Origin of the sequence: Litoreibacter meonggei, from assembly GCF_003663885.1 — a bacterium.
GTDB classification, from domain to species: domain Bacteria; phylum Pseudomonadota; class Alphaproteobacteria; order Rhodobacterales; family Rhodobacteraceae; genus Litoreibacter; species Litoreibacter meonggei.
Genome location: NZ_RCCE01000001.1, coordinates 829,607 through 844,230, shown reverse-complemented (window position 1 = coordinate 844,230; position 14,624 = coordinate 829,607). Strand labels below are relative to the sequence as shown.

The window sequence follows — 14,624 nt, the reverse complement described above, 5'->3', positions numbered from 1 at the left end:
ATGGCGATCCAAGCTGCAGAAATCTCTGCGATCCTGAAAGACCAGATCAAGAACTTCGGCAAAGAAATCGAAGTTGCTGAAGTCGGTCGCGTATTGAGCGTTGGTGACGGTATCGCCCGCGTTTACGGTCTCGACAATTGCCAAGCTGGCGAAATGGTCGAATTCCCCGGTGGCATTCAAGGCATGGCCCTGAACCTCGAGAGCGACAACGTCGGTGTTGTTATCTTCGGGTCGGACAGCGAAATCAAAGAGGGCGACGTTGTAAAACGGACGAACTCCATCGTGGACGTTCCTGTCGGTGACGAGCTGCTGGGTCGCGTTGTTGACGGTCTGGGTAACCCGATCGACGGCAAGGGTCCGATCAAAACCAAGAAGCGCGCAGTTGCCGAGCAAAAAGCTCCGGGCATCATCCCGCGTAAATCGGTTCACGAGCCAATGGCCACCGGCCTGAAGTCTGTGGATGCGATGATCCCCGTTGGCCGTGGCCAGCGCGAGCTGATCATTGGTGACCGTCAGATCGGTAAAACAGCCATCGCGCTGGATACCATCCTGAACCAGAAATCCTACAACGACGCCGCAGGCGACGACGAGGGCAAGAAGCTCTATTGCGTTTACGTAGCTATCGGCCAGAAGCGCTCCACAGTGGCGCAGCTGGTTAAGAAACTCGAAGAGTCCGGCGCGATCGAATATTCGATCGTTGTGGCTGCGACGGCTTCCGATCCTGCTCCTATGCAGTTCTTGGCACCCTACGCCGCGACAACAATGGCCGAGCACTTCCGCGACAATGGCCGCCACGCCCTGATCATCTATGATGACTTGACCAAACAGGCCGTGTCTTACCGTCAGATGTCGCTGTTGCTGCGTCGCCCACCAGGGCGTGAAGCCTATCCGGGTGACGTTTTCTATCTCCACTCCCGCCTGCTAGAGCGTTCTTGCAAACTGAACGAAGACAATGGCTCCGGCTCGCTGACGGCTCTGCCGATCATCGAGACCCAAGGCGGCGACGTGTCTGCGTTTATTCCGACCAACGTGATTTCGATCACCGACGGTCAGATCTTCCTTGAAACCGAATTGTTCTACCAGGGCATCCGCCCTGCGGTGAACACCGGTCTGTCGGTGTCTCGTGTTGGCTCGTCCGCTCAGACAAACTCGATGAAGTCTGTTGCTGGTCCGGTTAAGCTCGAGCTTGCTCAGTATCGCGAGATGGCAGCGTTTGCTCAGTTCGGCTCCGATCTGGACGCCGCGACCCAGCAGTTGCTGAACCGTGGTGCGCGCCTGACCGAGTTGATGAAACAGCCACAATACTCGCCGCTGACCAATGCTGAAATCGTTTGCGTCATCTATGCAGGCACAAAAGGCTACCTCGACAAGATCGCCGTCTCTGACGTTGGTCGCTTCGAGGCTGGTTTGCTGTCGCACCTGCGTGGCAAGGGCAAAGCGGTTCTGGACATGATCACCAAGGATGACCCGAAAATTAAGGGTGATGCCGAGGCCGCCGTTAAGGCCGAGATCGACGCGTTCGCAGCTGACTTCGCATAAGGGGGGCTTAGGCAGATGCCAAACCTCAAGGTTCTAAAAAATCGGATCGCGTCGGTCAAATCGACCCGCAAGATCACGAAGGCGATGCAAATGGTCGCCGCCGCGAAACTGCGCCGTGCGCAGGAAGCGGCGGAGGCTGGCCGCCCCTACGCTGAACGGTTTAACGCCGTTATGGCGCAGTTGGCCGGTGGCGTGTCTGGCGACAGTGGCCCCAAGCTGCTGGTCGGCAACGGCTCCAATCAAACGCATCTGCTGGTTGTCATGACTGCAGAACGCGGCTTGTGCGGCGGCTTTAACGGCAACATCGCCAAGCTGGCCCGTGTTGCTGCAAACAAACTGCTGGCTGAAGGCAAGACGGTGAAAATTCTCACCGTTGGCAAGAAAGGTCGCGAGGCGCTGAAACGCGAGCTTGGGTCCCATTTCATTGGCCATGTCGATTTGTCGGAAGTCAAAAAGCTTGGCTATGACAACGCGGCGACGATTGCTCAGGATTTGCTGACACGCTTTGATGCTGGCGAATTTGACGTGGCGAAGATCTTCTACTCGACCTTCCAGTCCGTCATCAGCCAGACCCCGACCGAGCAGCAGATCATCCCCGCCGACTTCAGCCACGTTGAAGTAGGCGAGCAAAGCACGGTCTATGACTACGAGCCCGGCGAGGAAGCCATCTTGGCCGACTTGCTGCCGCGCGCAGTTGCCACGCAAATCTTCTCGGCCCTTTTGGAAAATGGTGCCTCGGAGCAGGGTGCTCGGATGTCCGCAATGGACAACGCGACCCGCAACGCAGGCGATATGATCGACAAACTGACCATCCAGTACAACCGGTCGCGTCAGGCTGTCATCACCAACGAGCTTATCGAAATCATTTCGGGCGCGGAAGCGCTCTAGACCCCGGAGAACCTCAACATGGCCAATGTTAAAGGCAAAATTACACAGGTTATCGGCGCGGTCGTCGACGTCCATTTCGACGATGACCTGCCTGCGATCCTCAACGCGCTGACAACAGACAACAACGGCAAGACGCTGGTGTTGGAAGTTGCGCAGCACCTTGGCGAAAACACCGTTCGTGCGATTGCTATGGACGCCACCGAAGGTTTGGTGCGCGGTCAAGAAGTGATCAACACCGAAGGTCAGATCACCGTTCCAGTGGGCCCCGGCACGCTGGGTCGCATCCTGAACGTGACTGGCGATCCGGTGGACGAGCAGGGTCCGGTTAAAGCAACCAGCCGCCGCCCGATCCATGGCGACGCGCCTGCGTTCGAAGACCAGTCCACTGCAACTGAAATTCTGGTAACAGGCATCAAGGTTATCGACCTGCTGGCCCCTTACACCAAAGGCGGCAAAATTGGCCTCTTCGGTGGTGCGGGTGTTGGTAAAACAGTTTTGATCATGGAGCTGATCAACAACATCGCGAAGGTGCACTCCGGTGTGTCCGTGTTCGCGGGGGTTGGCGAGCGGACCCGTGAAGGCAACGACCTTTACCACGAGATGATCGAGTCCGGCGTTATCGTTCCAGACAACCTCGAAGAGTCGAAAATCGCGCTGGTCTACGGCCAGATGAACGAGCCTCCAGGTGCGCGTATGCGGATCGCTTTGACCGGTCTGTCCTTGGCAGAGCAGTTCCGCGATGACACCGGCTCCGACGTTCTGTTCTTCGTGGACAACATCTTCCGCTTTACACAAGCGGGCTCCGAAGTGTCAGCGCTTCTGGGTCGTATCCCGTCTGCTGTGGGCTACCAGCCAACGCTGGCCACCGACATGGGTGCAATGCAGGAACGGATCGCGTCGACCAAAGCTGGCTCCATTACATCGGTGCAAGCCGTGTACGTGCCTGCGGATGACCTTACCGACCCGGCCCCTGCTACGTCCTTTGCCCACCTTGACGCTACAACGGTTCTTGACCGTGCGATCTCGGAAAAAGGCATCTACCCTGCGGTTGACCCGCTCGACTCCACGTCGCGCCTGATGGACCCTGCCGTTGTTGGCGAGGAGCACTACGGTGTAGCTCGTAGCGTTCAAGGCATCCTGCAGCGCTACAAGTCGCTGCAAGACATCATCGCCATCCTTGGCATGGACGAATTGTCCGAGGACGACAAGCTGGCCGTGGCGCGTGCCCGTAAGATCGAGCGCTTCCTGTCGCAGCCATTCGACGTTGCGAAAGTGTTCACCGGGTCCGACGGTAAGCAGGTTTCCTTGGAAGACACGATCGCGTCGTTCAAGGCAGTTGTCGCTGGCGAGTATGATCACCTTCCGGAAGGCGCCTTCTACATGGTTGGCGGCATCGACGAAGTGATCGCCAAAGCCGAGAAAATGGCTGCTGACGCAGCCTAAGTTCAAGGAGGCCATCACATGGCTGAGATGATGCAATTCGACCTGGTCTCGCCCGAGCGGCGGCTGACCTCTGTGCAGGCCTCCGAGGTGCAAATCCCCGGGGCCGAGGGTGACTTCACCGCTATGGCGCAACATGCGCCGGTGATCACTACCCTGCGCCCCGGCGTCCTGAAGGTTGTGACGACGTCTGGCACCGAGGAATATCTGGTGACCGGCGGTTTCGCCGAAGTGGGCGCTGCCGGCACATCTGTGTTGGCGGAACGTGCTTTTGCCAAAGCGGATGTCACACCCGAGCTGCTGGAGGACCTTATCAAAGAGGCGAACCTGCAGCGTGATGCAAGCAATACGGATATGGCGGCGAAATATGCCGATGATCTGGTCGCAGCAAGCACCCAGATTGCAGGTTAATCTTGTGGTCTAGCGCCGTTTGCGCAACGAGTTTGAAGAAAGCCCCGCTTTGTCGGGGCTTTTTTTTGGATTTGCCGGCACGTAGAGCTTACCCTAAGGAATATCGTCATAGTGTCGCCGAAATTAATGAGTATCACCGCCGCGTAAGGGTAGTTTATGCAACGTTTAACCAGCAACAATATTGGAATTACGCAGGGCTCGCGTGTCTTGTTTTCCGACTACATCGACGGCGGTCCTATGTGGACTGGCACCGGCCCGCGAGAGCACCGTTTTAGTGTGGAATTCGCCGAGACCTACGCTGCTGTCCCGAATGTTATGGTGTCGATTGCCATGTGGGATAGCGACACGAAGACCAACCAGCGTATGGATATCTCTGCCGAGAACATCACAGAGACCGGTTTTGATTTGGTCTATCGCACTTGGGCTGACAGCCGCGTAGCGCGTGTGCGCGCCAATTGGATGGTAATCGGACCGTTGCCAAATCAAGATGATTGGGAACTTTACTAGGCGAGAAGTGACCAGCGACAACCGCCCCCGGCCCGAAGAATTTTAGGCGCTCGGGTAAAGGCTTTCGTAAATTGGCTCCAACGTCGTGTTGTCGAACAGGGACGACACCGACATTCCCCCTGAAATATTCAAGATCGCTTGCGCGAACATTGGCGCAGTTGGCACGATGCGGATGTTTTTGCACCCTTTCACGGCGTCCGTCGGTTCGATGCTGTCCGTGATCACGAGGCTTTTCATCACAGAATTGGTGATACGTTCCACTGCGGGGCCAGACAGAACGCCGTGCGTAATATAGCTATGCACCTCGGTCGCGCCCGCATCCATCAAAACTTCGGCGGCTTTGCATAAGGTGCCAGCCGTGTCGCAGATGTCGTCCACGATAATGCAGCGCTTGCCTTTGACGTCCCCGATAACGGTCATCTCGGCTATTTCGCCCGCTTTTTCGCGGCGTTTGTCCACAATCGACAGCGGCGCCTTGATCCGTTGTGCCAATTCACGTGCACGCGCCACACCGCCGACGTCGGGGGAGACGACCATGACGTCTTCCATGTCTTTGAAATAGTGCAAGATATCGAGCGCAAATATTGGCGAAGCGTAGAGGTTGTCCACCGGCAGGTCGAAGAAGCCTTGGATTTGGGCCGCGTGCAGGTCCATGGTCAAAACCCGCTCCACTCCAGCTTCGGCGATCAGGTTAGCCACCAGCTTGGCAGAGATCGGCGTGCGGGCCTTGGTGCGGCGATCCTGGCGGGCGTAGCCAAAGTACGGGATCACAGCAGTAATACGTTGCGCAGATGAGCGACGCAGCGCGTCGGTCATGATCAAAAGCTCCATCAGGTTGTCATTGGCGGGGTTCGACGTGCTCTGGATGATGAACATGTCCTCGCCACGGACATTCTCGAACACCTCTACGAAAATCTCGCCGTCATTGAACCGCTCCACCCGCGTGTCGATGGGTTTGACCGCCTGCCCGCGATGCATCGACATGCGCTTGGCGATGGCGTTGGCCAGCGGCTTGTTCGAATTACCGGCAATGAGTTTTGGATCGGTGTTGACTGGCATGTGGTGTCCCCGTTTGGCAGCTATCACGGCTCGGTGTTCCCCAACCGGACCGCGTTGCGATCCCCGTAACACCCGACTAGGATTCGCGCAAAGACTTAACCCCCAAAGGACGTCCAAATGCCACATGTAGACTATTATTTCGCGACTTTGTCCCCCTACACCTACATGGTGGGGTCGCGGCTAGAGGCCGTGCTGGCCAAACACGATGCCACGGTCACCTATAAGCCGATGGATATTATGGCGCTGTTTGCGCGTACCGGCGGCACGCCGCCGCCGCAACGGCACCCGAACCGGCAAGAATGGCGGCTGCAAGAACTGCGCCGCTCGGCCAAGAAGTTGGACATGCCGATCAATCTGAAACCCGCCCATTGGCCGACCAATCCTGCGCCCTCATCCTACGCGATTATCGCAGCGCAGGAAGCCGGTGGCGATATCGGCGGCTTGGTTCACGCCTTCACCCGTGCCTGCTGGGCCGAGGATCGCGACATCGCCGATGACGCAGTTGTGCGTGACGTGCTGGAGAAATGCGGCTTTGATCCTGCGCTGGCAGATAAGGGGCTTTTGGCAGGAGCAGAGCAATATGGCCGCAATCTAGAGGATGCTGTGAACTCGGGTGTTTTTGGCGCGCCAACCTTTGTCACCGACACGGACGAGCGGTTCTGGGGGCAAGACAAGATCGAGGACTTGGACCTGTTCTTGTCCGGCAAGCTGTAAGCGCCAAAGGCCCCGTTTCTTTAGCCGCGTAGGAGGTCAACCAGCTGGTCGATCTCCGCGTCGGTTTTATTCCAGTCGCACACCATGCGGCAGCGGATCAGCTCGTCATCGGGGCCATCCAATGGGGCGTCGGAGGGAAACAGGTAATACTGCGCACCGGCGCCTATGGCGCGGCGGTGAGCCGCGCGAGGCAGATGGGCGAAGACCATGTTGGCCTCGGGCATATCGGGGATTTCAGCGCCTACGATGGTTTCCAACCCACGAACGAGGCGTGCGCAATTGGCGTTGGCCTTGGCGCCAAGTTCCAGCCACAGGTCATCGGTCAGATAGGCCTCCATCTGCGCCGACAGATAGCGGTGCTTGGAAAACAGATGCGCGCCGCGTTTGCGGCGCAACTCGAATTCCCACGCCTTTTCGGGATCAAAGAAGATCACCGCCTCAACGCCTGCGCATCCGTTCTTGGTGCCGCCGAAGGACACCATGTCGATGCCCGCTTTCCACGTCATTTCTGCCGCAGTGCAGCCGAGCGCTGCGCACGCATTGGCAAAGCGTGCACCGTCAAGGTGGGTCTTCAACCCGTATTCCTTGGCGATGGAGGTGATTTGCGCGATCTCTTCCAAGCTGTAGAGCGTGCCAACTTCGGTGGCTTGCGTGATCGTCACAGGCCCGCGCTGAACGCAATGCACATCTTTCTGGCCTGTGCCTGCTATCGCTTGGCGTAGCGCATAGGGGTCCATTTTGGCACCTGCGCCCTCGACCAAAGTCAGCTTTGCACCGCCCGCGTAGAATTCCGGCGCGCCGCATTCGTCTTCTTCCACGTGGGCCACGCGGTGGGCAAAGATCGTGTCCCACGGGTTGGTGTAGGTGGCGAGGGCAAGCGCATTGGCCGCTGTGCCAGTGGCCACGAGGTAGACGGTGGCCTCGGGTGCTTCGAAAGTGGCGCGGATCTTGTCGCGGACGCGGGCCATGATCGTGTCGTTGCCATAGGGCATCTCGTAGCCGGTATTGGCTTTTACGATGGCGTCCAGCACGCTTGGGTGCATCGGGCCGGCATTGTCAGAGGCAAAATTCATGTCACTGGTCCTCGATTATATAGTTTTCCCACTCGTCCTCTGACACTTCGAATTCCGGCACGCTCCAGCCCTGCACGGAAATACCTGCGTCATGGACGGTTTGGGCGGTGCCGGAAATCAGCGGGTGCCAGTCGTACAATGCTTTGCCCTCGTTGAGCAGCCGATAGGCACAGGTGGGGGGCATCCAGTAGCCGATTTCGTCGATGTTCTTTGGCGTCAGCATCACGCAATCGGGCACGAACTGCTTGCGGATGTCATATTGCGCGCAGCGGCAGGTGTCGCCGTCCAACAGTCGGCAGGCAACGCGGGTGAAGGCAATCTCGAACGTGTCTTCGTCTTCAAGCTTGTTCAGGCAGCAGCGCCCGCAGCCGTCGCACAGCGCCTCCCATTCCTTTGGGGCCATGTTCTTTAGCGGGACTTTTTCCCAGAACTTGTGGCGCAATCCGTCGCGCTCGATCGGGTCTTTCATAGTGCGGCCAGAATGGCGCGCGCGCGGGTGCAATCCGCATCCATTTGGGTGATCAGCGCGTCGAGGCTGTCGAACTTCTCCTCACCGCGCAGGTAGTCGACCAAGGCCACCGACAGCGTTTCGCCATAGAGATCGCCTTTGAAGTCGAACAGGAAACTTTCGCAATTGGGCCTGTTCACGCCAAACATGGGGCGTACCCCGATGGAAGCCGCGCCGTGATAGTTGCCCTTGTGCGGTCCCGTCAGCACGTCCACCAGAACGGCATAAACGCCGAACTTTGGCGGGTGCAGGCGGTCAATCGACATGTTCGCGGTAGGGTAGCCCAGCTCGCGGCCCCGTTGATCGCCCTGGATCACTTCGCCCTCGATGCGGTGCCAATGGCTGAGCATTTCGGCGGCGTCACGGGGGCGACCTTCGGACAGCGCTGTGCGGATATTGGTCGAAGACACCTGCGCCGTGTCCTGGGTTACCAACTCGGCAATGGTCACGCCAAACCCGTATGTCTCGCCAAATGCCTTGAGCATCTCCACATTGCCCGCGCGCCCTTTGCCAAAGCAGAAATCGGCGCCAACGACGACATGTTTCAGGCCAAGGCCTTTGGCGATCACGTCACGGGCGAATTCCTCGGCGGTCAGGCTCGACAGAGTGGTGTTGAAGTTCAACTGGTACAGTCGTTCGACACCCAGTTTTTCAAGGCGGTTGGCCTTGGCCTCGGCGTTCATCAGGCGGAAGGGCGGTGCATCCTTGGCGAAAAACTCGCGTGGATGCGGCTCGAAGGTCACGATGCCCAATGGTGCATCGGGGGCCGCTTGGCGCGCAATGTCGATCACCGCGCGATGGCCAATATGAACCCCGTCGAAATTGCCAATGGCCGCGGTCGCCCCGCGGTCCTCTGGTCGCACAAACTGGTAGTCTCGGATAATCCTCATGGCGTTTGGGTAAACGCCGTGCGGCAGGGGTGCAAGGGCTAGTCGAACTTGCGCGAGGGGGCCAAAACCACGGCCTCGCCTTTCAGCACGTTCTTGCCATCCACTTCGCAGCGGGTGTGCATAGTCACGCGACGTTTGGCGTGGTCGATCTCGATCACTTCGACCTCGGCCATGACCATGTCACCGGGGCGCACAGGGGCAAGGAACTTCAGTGACTGGCCCAGATAGACCGTGCCGTGGCCGGGCAATTGTTCGCCAATCACGGCAGAGATCAGGCCCGCCGTCAGCATCCCGTGCGCGATGCGGCCTTCAAAGATAGTGTCTTGGGCGTAGTCATCGTCCAGATGCACAGGGTTGTGGTCGGTCGAGACCTCAGCAAACAATTCGATGTCGCGGTCGGTCACCTGTTTGCGCAGATGCCGTTTCATGCCGATTTCGATATCCTCGATGCAGATGGTGCCGCGGGGAAGGTTGTCTGTGCGATGAACGTCGAGCATGGCGCGTAACTTTCAAACAAGTAAATGGACAGGTTTGAAAGATAATTACTTTGCACTTGCAGCAAAGTCCAGCTTTTTCTGCCCTAGCGCAGGTAGCCAATAGTATAGGTTGGCGACGACATTTCCGTTTCCAAATAGGCTTTTAGAGCCTCCGGATCAGGCTGGTGCGTGGTTTTCGTCTCGGCTGCGGCAAGGCCGCCCGAGATGAACAGGGAATCAATATCCTCCCCCATCGCGCCACGGATATCCGTCAACACACCGTCGCCGATGCATAAAATCCGGTCATCCGGAACGGCTAGGCCCAATGCCGCGAGCCTGCGGCGAGCAAGGTCATAGATCGGTGGATGCGGCTTGCCAAAATACAGGCTTTCGCCGCCCATCTCGGTGTAAAGCTTGGCCAAAGCGCCAGCGCACCATTCGCGGGTCTCGCCGCGATCCACCACGATATCGGGGTTCGCGCAAAGCAGCTTCATGCCTTTCTGTTTGGCGTAAAGAAATTCCGGTCGCATGACGTCAGGATCGGCCAGCGGATCGAAAGGGCCGCAACAAATGATGCCTTCGGCCTCTTCCAGTGGCACCTGTTCAATCGCGACAGGGTTCTCGACGATTTCCAACGGATCAAAGAAGGTCTGATCATGCGGTTGGCCAATGAAATAGACCTTAGAGCCGACCGCACCGTTGAACATCGCAAAGCGGGCGCTGTCGCCAGAGGTGGCGATGGCGTCCCAGCTGTCCTCGGCTACGCCGATTTTGCCAAGCTGCAAAGCGACGGAGCCACGGTGGCGCGGGGCGTTGGTCACGAAGATTACCTTGCCGCCTTTGGCGCGGTAGCTTTGCATGGCCGTGACGGCCTCGGCAAAGGGCTCCAGCCCGTTATGGATGCACCCCCAAAGGTCCACGAACAGCGCGTCGTAGCGGTCGGATATTTCGGACAGTTGGGTGATGATCTGGGACATTTTGGCCTCGAAATTGGGTGTCGGATACTTGTCGGCTTTCCGTCTGCATTCCGTCGGGCGCCGCAGGTCGGAAATTGCAGCGCCCGAGGGTGGGTGTGTGGAGGCGGGATCAGACCTTCAGGGAAGGAATGATCTGCTTCTTTCGGCTCATGATACCGGGCAGCACAACCGTGTTGCCAGTGACATTCGCGCCGAATGACTTTTCCGCCACGCGCTTGGACAGGTCGTTGGGGATCAACATCGTTGCTTCTTCGTTCAGGATATCCACGACGAAGAGCAGGACCTCGTTCACCTTGTCCTCACCGGCGACGGCTGGCATCGCTTCCATGATTTCAGCCGTGCGGTCCAGAACCATCTTGGGGCTGGTGGTCTCCAGCACCGAGACGCGGAACTTCACGCCTTCGACCTCGTATTCCTTGCTGTCCATGCGTAGCAACTCGGCGGCAGAGAACGCGGAGACGTCAGATTTGGCCGCGAACATTTCGGACGCATATTCAGGGATGTTGATGCCCAGTTCGCCCGCCAGCTTTTCGGCCAAGGCACGGTCGGTGTCAGTGGTGGTCGGGGAACGGAATTCAAGCGTGTCCGACAAGATGCAAGACAGCATGGCACCTTTGATGGCTTCGGGCATGTCGGCGGCGTGCTCACCCATCAGGTCGTGCATGATGGTGGCAGTGCAGGCCAGCGGACGAATGGTGATGTCGATCGGGCCAGCCGTTTCCAAGCCGCCGACCAGCTTGTGGTGGTCGATGATGGCTTGGACGTCCGCGCCGTTGATGTTTTCAGGCAACTCGGCAGGGTTGTTGGTATCGACGATCACGCAAGGTTGGCCGTCGGCGATGTTGTCGATAATCTCCGGCTTGGGCAGGCTCCAGCGTTCCAGCATGAAGGCGGCTTCGGTGTTCGGCTCGCCCAGCAGCTTGGCGGATGCACGGCCGCCGGTGTGGTTGATAAACCATTCCCAGATCAACGGCGATCCGGTGCTGTCAGTGTCGGGGGATTTGTGGCCAAAAACAAAAGTGGTCATTGCGGATGTGTCCTCGTGATATGTGCGATCTTTGCGCGCCTTATAGGAGCCGTCACGCGGGTTGTCACGTCAGCACGGATGCGGCGAATTGGGCGACGATGGATGGATCTTCTAGAGGCGCTTTTGTTACGTTGATGATACACCAAGGTTCTGGCACTTGGCAAAACCTTGTTGCATGTGACGTAGCCCGTGTAGCGTCTACGTTATGACCAAAGAGACAGAGCTATACGGTCCTGTAAAATCCTTTCTAGAGGGGCAGGGTTACGAGGTGAAAGGCGAGATCGGTGCATGCGACGTCGTTGGCGTGCGCACGGGTGATGATCCGGTCATTGTTGAGCTGAAAACCGCGTTCTCCCTAAGCCTGTTTCATCAAGGTGTTGCACGCCTGTCCGTAGCGGATGATGTGTATCTCGCGGTGCCGCGCAAGTCGGGAAAGCTTTTTCAAAAAGCACTGAAGGAAAACACTGCACTCTGTCGCAGGCTGGGGCTTGGACTGATCACGGTGCGCCTGTCTGACAAGCTGGTGGAAGTGCACACTGACCCAGGGCCCTACGCCCCGCGCAAATCGAAAAAGCGCAAGGGTCGGTTATTGAAAGAATTTGCGCGACGGGTCGGTGACCCCAATGAAGGCGGAGCCACTCGGCACGGGCTTATTACGGCCTACCGGCAAGACGCCATCCGCTGCGCGCGATTTCTGGCGGTGCATGGGGCCTCTAAGGGGGCAAAGGTCGCGGCATGGGCCGAGGTGCCCACTGCGACGCGGTTAATGCGCGATAACCATTACGGCTGGTTTGATAAGGTGGAGAAGGGGATCTACGCCTTATCCGCACAGGGCCATAAAGGCCTAACCGACTATGGCGATCTGTCAGTCTGAAATCATGCAAATTTCTTGCAAGCAGCGGTTGACTCACCTGAGGCGCATCCTTAGCTAACCGTCGTTGGCACTCGCATTGGATGAGTGCTAACGGCTCCGGTCAAACGGGGCCTTGGGAGTAACATTGGAGCTAAGGAGCACCAAAAGATGGCATTAACACCGCTTCACGACCGCGTTCTTGTAGAACGTGTTGAAGGAGAAGAGAAAACCTCAGGTGGTTTGATCATCCCTGAGAGCGCAAAGGAAAAACCAGCAGAAGGCATAATCGTTGCCGTTGGTGAAGGCGCGCGCAAAGACTCGGGCGAACTGATCCCGATGGCCGTCAAAAAGGGCGACAAAATCCTGTTCGGAAAATGGTCCGGCACAGAAGTCACTGTCGACGGCAAAGAGCTGCTGATGATGAAAGAAAGCGACGTTCTGGGCATCATTTCCTAAAGGAAATGGCGGGGTCAAACCTGTCCTAAGAATATCTCGCACACGTAACGAAATTCAAAGGAGCACATGCAAATGGCTGCTAAAGACGTCAATTTCGGCACCGAAGCCCGGAACAAGATGCTTAAAGGTGTCAACATTCTCGCTGACGCCGTAAAAGTTACCCTCGGCCCTAAAGGCCGCAATGTGGTACTCGATAAATCCTTCGGCGCACCGCGCATCACCAAAGACGGTGTATCCGTGGCCAAGGAAATCGAACTGGAAGACAAGTTCGAGAACATGGGCGCCCAGATGGTAAAGGAAGTTGCTTCCCGTACCAATGACGAAGCCGGCGACGGCACCACCACTGCCACCGTTCTGGCCCAAGCGATTGTTCGCGAAGGTCTGAAGTCGGTTGCTGCTGGCATGAACCCGATGGATCTGAAACGTGGTATCGACATGGCGACAACCACTGTCGTTGAAGCGATCAAAGCGGCTGCTCGTCCAGTCAACGACAGCGACGAAGTTGCGCAAGTTGGCACCATCTCCGCCAACGGCGAAGCAGAAATCGGCCAGCAAATTGCTGACGCGATGCAAAAAGTCGGCAACGAGGGTGTTATCACCGTCGAAGAAAACAAAGGCCTGGAAACAGAGACCGATGTTGTCGAAGGCATGCAGTTCGATCGCGGCTACCTGTCGCCTTACTTCGTGACCAACCCAGAGAAGATGACCACCGAGCTGGAAGACTGCCTGATCCTGCTGCACGAGAAGAAGCTTTCTTCCCTGCAGCCAATGGTTCCGCTGTTGGAAACTGTCATTCAATCCGGCAAACCACTGCTGATTATCGCTGAAGATGTTGAGGGCGAAGCCCTTGCAACTCTGGTTGTGAACAAACTGCGTGGCGGTCTGAAAATCGCAGCTGTTAAAGCACCTGGTTTCGGTGATCGCCGCAAATCCATGCTGCAAGACATCGCGATCCTGACCGGTGGCCAAGTCATCGCCGAAGATCTGGGCATGAAGCTTGAGTCCGTGACAATCGACATGCTTGGTACTGCCAAGAAGGTTCAGATCACCAAGGACGAGACCACCATCATTGATGGCGCTGGCGAGAAAGCTGAAATCGAGGCACGCGTGTCCCAGATCCGTCAGCAGATCGAAGAAACCACGTCTGACTATGACCGTGAAAAGCTGCAAGAACGTGTTGCCAAACTGGCAGGCGGCGTTGCTGTGATCCGCGTTGGTGGCATGACCGAAGTGGAAGTCAAAGAGCGTAAAGACCGCGTTGACGATGCTTTGAACGCGACCCGTGCGGCCGTGCAAGAAGGTATCGTTGTCGGTGGTGGCGTTGCTCTGGTTCAGGCTGCTAAAAAGCTGGCTGAGTTGGCTGGTGCGAATAACGACCAGACGGTTGGCATCAATATCGTGCGCAAGGCTCTTGAAGCTCCGCTGCGTCAAATCGCCGAGAACTCCGGTGTTGATGGCTCGGTCGTAGCTGGCAAAATCCGCGAGTCCGACGATGCGACTTTCGGCTTCAACGCACAGACCGAAGAATATGGCGACATGTTCAAGTTCGGCGTGATCGACCCTGCCAAAGTGGTACGCACTGCGTTGCAAGACGCGGCCTCCATCGCTGGCCTGTTGATCACCACCGAAGCTATGGTCGCTGACAAACCGTCGAAAGACGGCGGCGGTGCTGGCGGCGGCATGCCTGACATGGGCGGCATGGGCGGCATGATGTAAGCTGATTTTGCTTCTGCAAAATCTGCCGATCCGGCAACAGGCGCATTTCTGTTAGAAAAGCTGCCGAAAGCCGAACCGCCTGACATAATC

At 57.5% G+C, this 14,624-nt stretch carries 16 protein-coding genes; 9 read left to right on the top strand and 7 right to left on the bottom strand.

The genetic code is table 11. The annotated features are described in order from the left end of the window. The 5 genes from atpA (at nucleotide 1) to BCF46_RS04195 (ending at nucleotide 4,785) form a co-directional block, all read left to right on the top strand. A complete protein-coding gene (atpA, locus tag BCF46_RS04215) occupies nucleotides 1–1,539 on the top strand; it encodes a F0F1 ATP synthase subunit alpha (protein ID WP_121022000.1) in 1,539 nt (512 codons plus the stop codon). A gap of 15 nt (nucleotides 1,540–1,554) precedes the next feature. Continuing rightward, on the top strand, nucleotides 1,555–2,427 hold the full coding sequence (locus tag BCF46_RS04210; RefSeq protein ID WP_121021998.1) for a F0F1 ATP synthase subunit gamma: 873 nt from the start codon (nucleotides 1,555–1,557) through the stop codon (nucleotides 2,425–2,427). A gap of 18 nt (nucleotides 2,428–2,445) precedes the next feature. Further along, nucleotides 2,446–3,870: a F0F1 ATP synthase subunit beta gene (gene atpD / locus BCF46_RS04205; RefSeq protein ID WP_121021996.1), complete on the top strand. Its 1,425-nt coding sequence runs from the start codon at nucleotides 2,446–2,448 to the stop codon at nucleotides 3,868–3,870. Between the two features lie 18 nt (nucleotides 3,871–3,888). Then, nucleotides 3,889–4,278 carry a F0F1 ATP synthase subunit epsilon gene (locus BCF46_RS04200; protein ID WP_121021994.1) on the top strand — a complete coding sequence of 130 codons (390 nt, stop codon included), beginning with the start codon at nucleotides 3,889–3,891 and terminating at the stop codon, nucleotides 4,276–4,278. Between the two features lie 156 nt (nucleotides 4,279–4,434). Next, a complete protein-coding gene (locus tag BCF46_RS04195; RefSeq protein WP_121021992.1) occupies nucleotides 4,435–4,785 on the top strand; it encodes an H-type lectin domain-containing protein in 351 nt (116 codons plus the stop codon). Nucleotides 4,786–4,827: 42 nt separating this feature from the next. Here BCF46_RS04195 and BCF46_RS04190 read toward each other — a convergent pair whose 3' ends face one another. Then, nucleotides 4,828–5,844, bottom strand: coding sequence for a ribose-phosphate pyrophosphokinase (locus BCF46_RS04190; RefSeq protein WP_121021990.1), 1,017 nt, complete (start codon nucleotides 5,842–5,844; stop codon nucleotides 4,828–4,830). Between the two features lie 117 nt (nucleotides 5,845–5,961). On the opposite strand from BCF46_RS04190, the gene BCF46_RS04185 reads away from it, so the two are divergent. Further along, entirely contained in the window at nucleotides 5,962–6,558 is a 597-nt protein-coding gene (locus BCF46_RS04185) for a 2-hydroxychromene-2-carboxylate isomerase (protein WP_121021988.1), read from the top strand. A gap of 20 nt (nucleotides 6,559–6,578) precedes the next feature. On the opposite strand, the gene BCF46_RS04180 is transcribed toward BCF46_RS04185, so the two are convergent. From BCF46_RS04180 to BCF46_RS04155, 6 genes are all read right to left on the bottom strand, one after another. Further along, on the bottom strand, nucleotides 6,579–7,631 hold the full coding sequence (locus tag BCF46_RS04180; RefSeq protein WP_121021986.1) for a threonine aldolase family protein: 1,053 nt from the start codon (nucleotides 7,629–7,631) through the stop codon (nucleotides 6,579–6,581). Nucleotide 7,632: 1 nt separating this feature from the next. Further along, complete coding sequence (locus BCF46_RS04175; RefSeq protein ID WP_121021984.1) at nucleotides 7,633–8,100, bottom strand: YcgN family cysteine cluster protein; 468 nt, start codon at nucleotides 8,098–8,100, stop codon at nucleotides 7,633–7,635. Beyond that, nucleotides 8,097–9,029, bottom strand: coding sequence for a bifunctional riboflavin kinase/FAD synthetase (locus BCF46_RS04170; protein ID WP_121021982.1), 933 nt, complete (start codon nucleotides 9,027–9,029; stop codon nucleotides 8,097–8,099). The genes BCF46_RS04175 and BCF46_RS04170 overlap by 4 nt, the downstream gene beginning before the upstream one ends. A 38-nt stretch (nucleotides 9,030–9,067) precedes the next feature. Continuing rightward, nucleotides 9,068–9,526 carry a MaoC family dehydratase gene (locus BCF46_RS04165; protein ID WP_121021980.1) on the bottom strand — a complete coding sequence of 153 codons (459 nt, stop codon included), beginning with the start codon at nucleotides 9,524–9,526 and terminating at the stop codon, nucleotides 9,068–9,070. Between the two features lie 83 nt (nucleotides 9,527–9,609). Further along, nucleotides 9,610–10,482: a TIGR01459 family HAD-type hydrolase gene (locus tag BCF46_RS04160; protein ID WP_121021978.1), complete on the bottom strand. Its 873-nt coding sequence runs from the start codon at nucleotides 10,480–10,482 to the stop codon at nucleotides 9,610–9,612. Nucleotides 10,483–10,591: 109 nt separating this feature from the next. Beyond that, nucleotides 10,592–11,509 (bottom strand): manganese-dependent inorganic pyrophosphatase, encoded by a 918-nt coding sequence (locus BCF46_RS04155; protein ID WP_121021976.1) that lies wholly within the window; start codon nucleotides 11,507–11,509, stop codon nucleotides 10,592–10,594. Between the two features lie 205 nt (nucleotides 11,510–11,714). On the opposite strand from BCF46_RS04155, the gene BCF46_RS04150 reads away from it, so the two are divergent. From BCF46_RS04150 to groL, 3 genes are all read left to right on the top strand, one after another. Beyond that, nucleotides 11,715–12,383 (top strand): DUF2161 domain-containing phosphodiesterase, encoded by a 669-nt coding sequence (locus BCF46_RS04150; RefSeq protein ID WP_121021974.1) that lies wholly within the window; start codon nucleotides 11,715–11,717, stop codon nucleotides 12,381–12,383. Between the two features lie 147 nt (nucleotides 12,384–12,530). Further along, the gene (locus BCF46_RS04145; protein WP_121021972.1) at nucleotides 12,531–12,818 is read left to right on the top strand and encodes a co-chaperone GroES; all 288 of its coding nucleotides are present in this window, start codon (nucleotides 12,531–12,533) and stop codon (nucleotides 12,816–12,818) included. A 72-nt stretch (nucleotides 12,819–12,890) separates the two neighbouring features. Beyond that, a complete protein-coding gene (gene groL, locus BCF46_RS04140) occupies nucleotides 12,891–14,534 on the top strand; it encodes a chaperonin GroEL (protein ID WP_121021970.1) in 1,644 nt (547 codons plus the stop codon). Nucleotides 14,535–14,624: the final 90 nt, after the last annotated feature.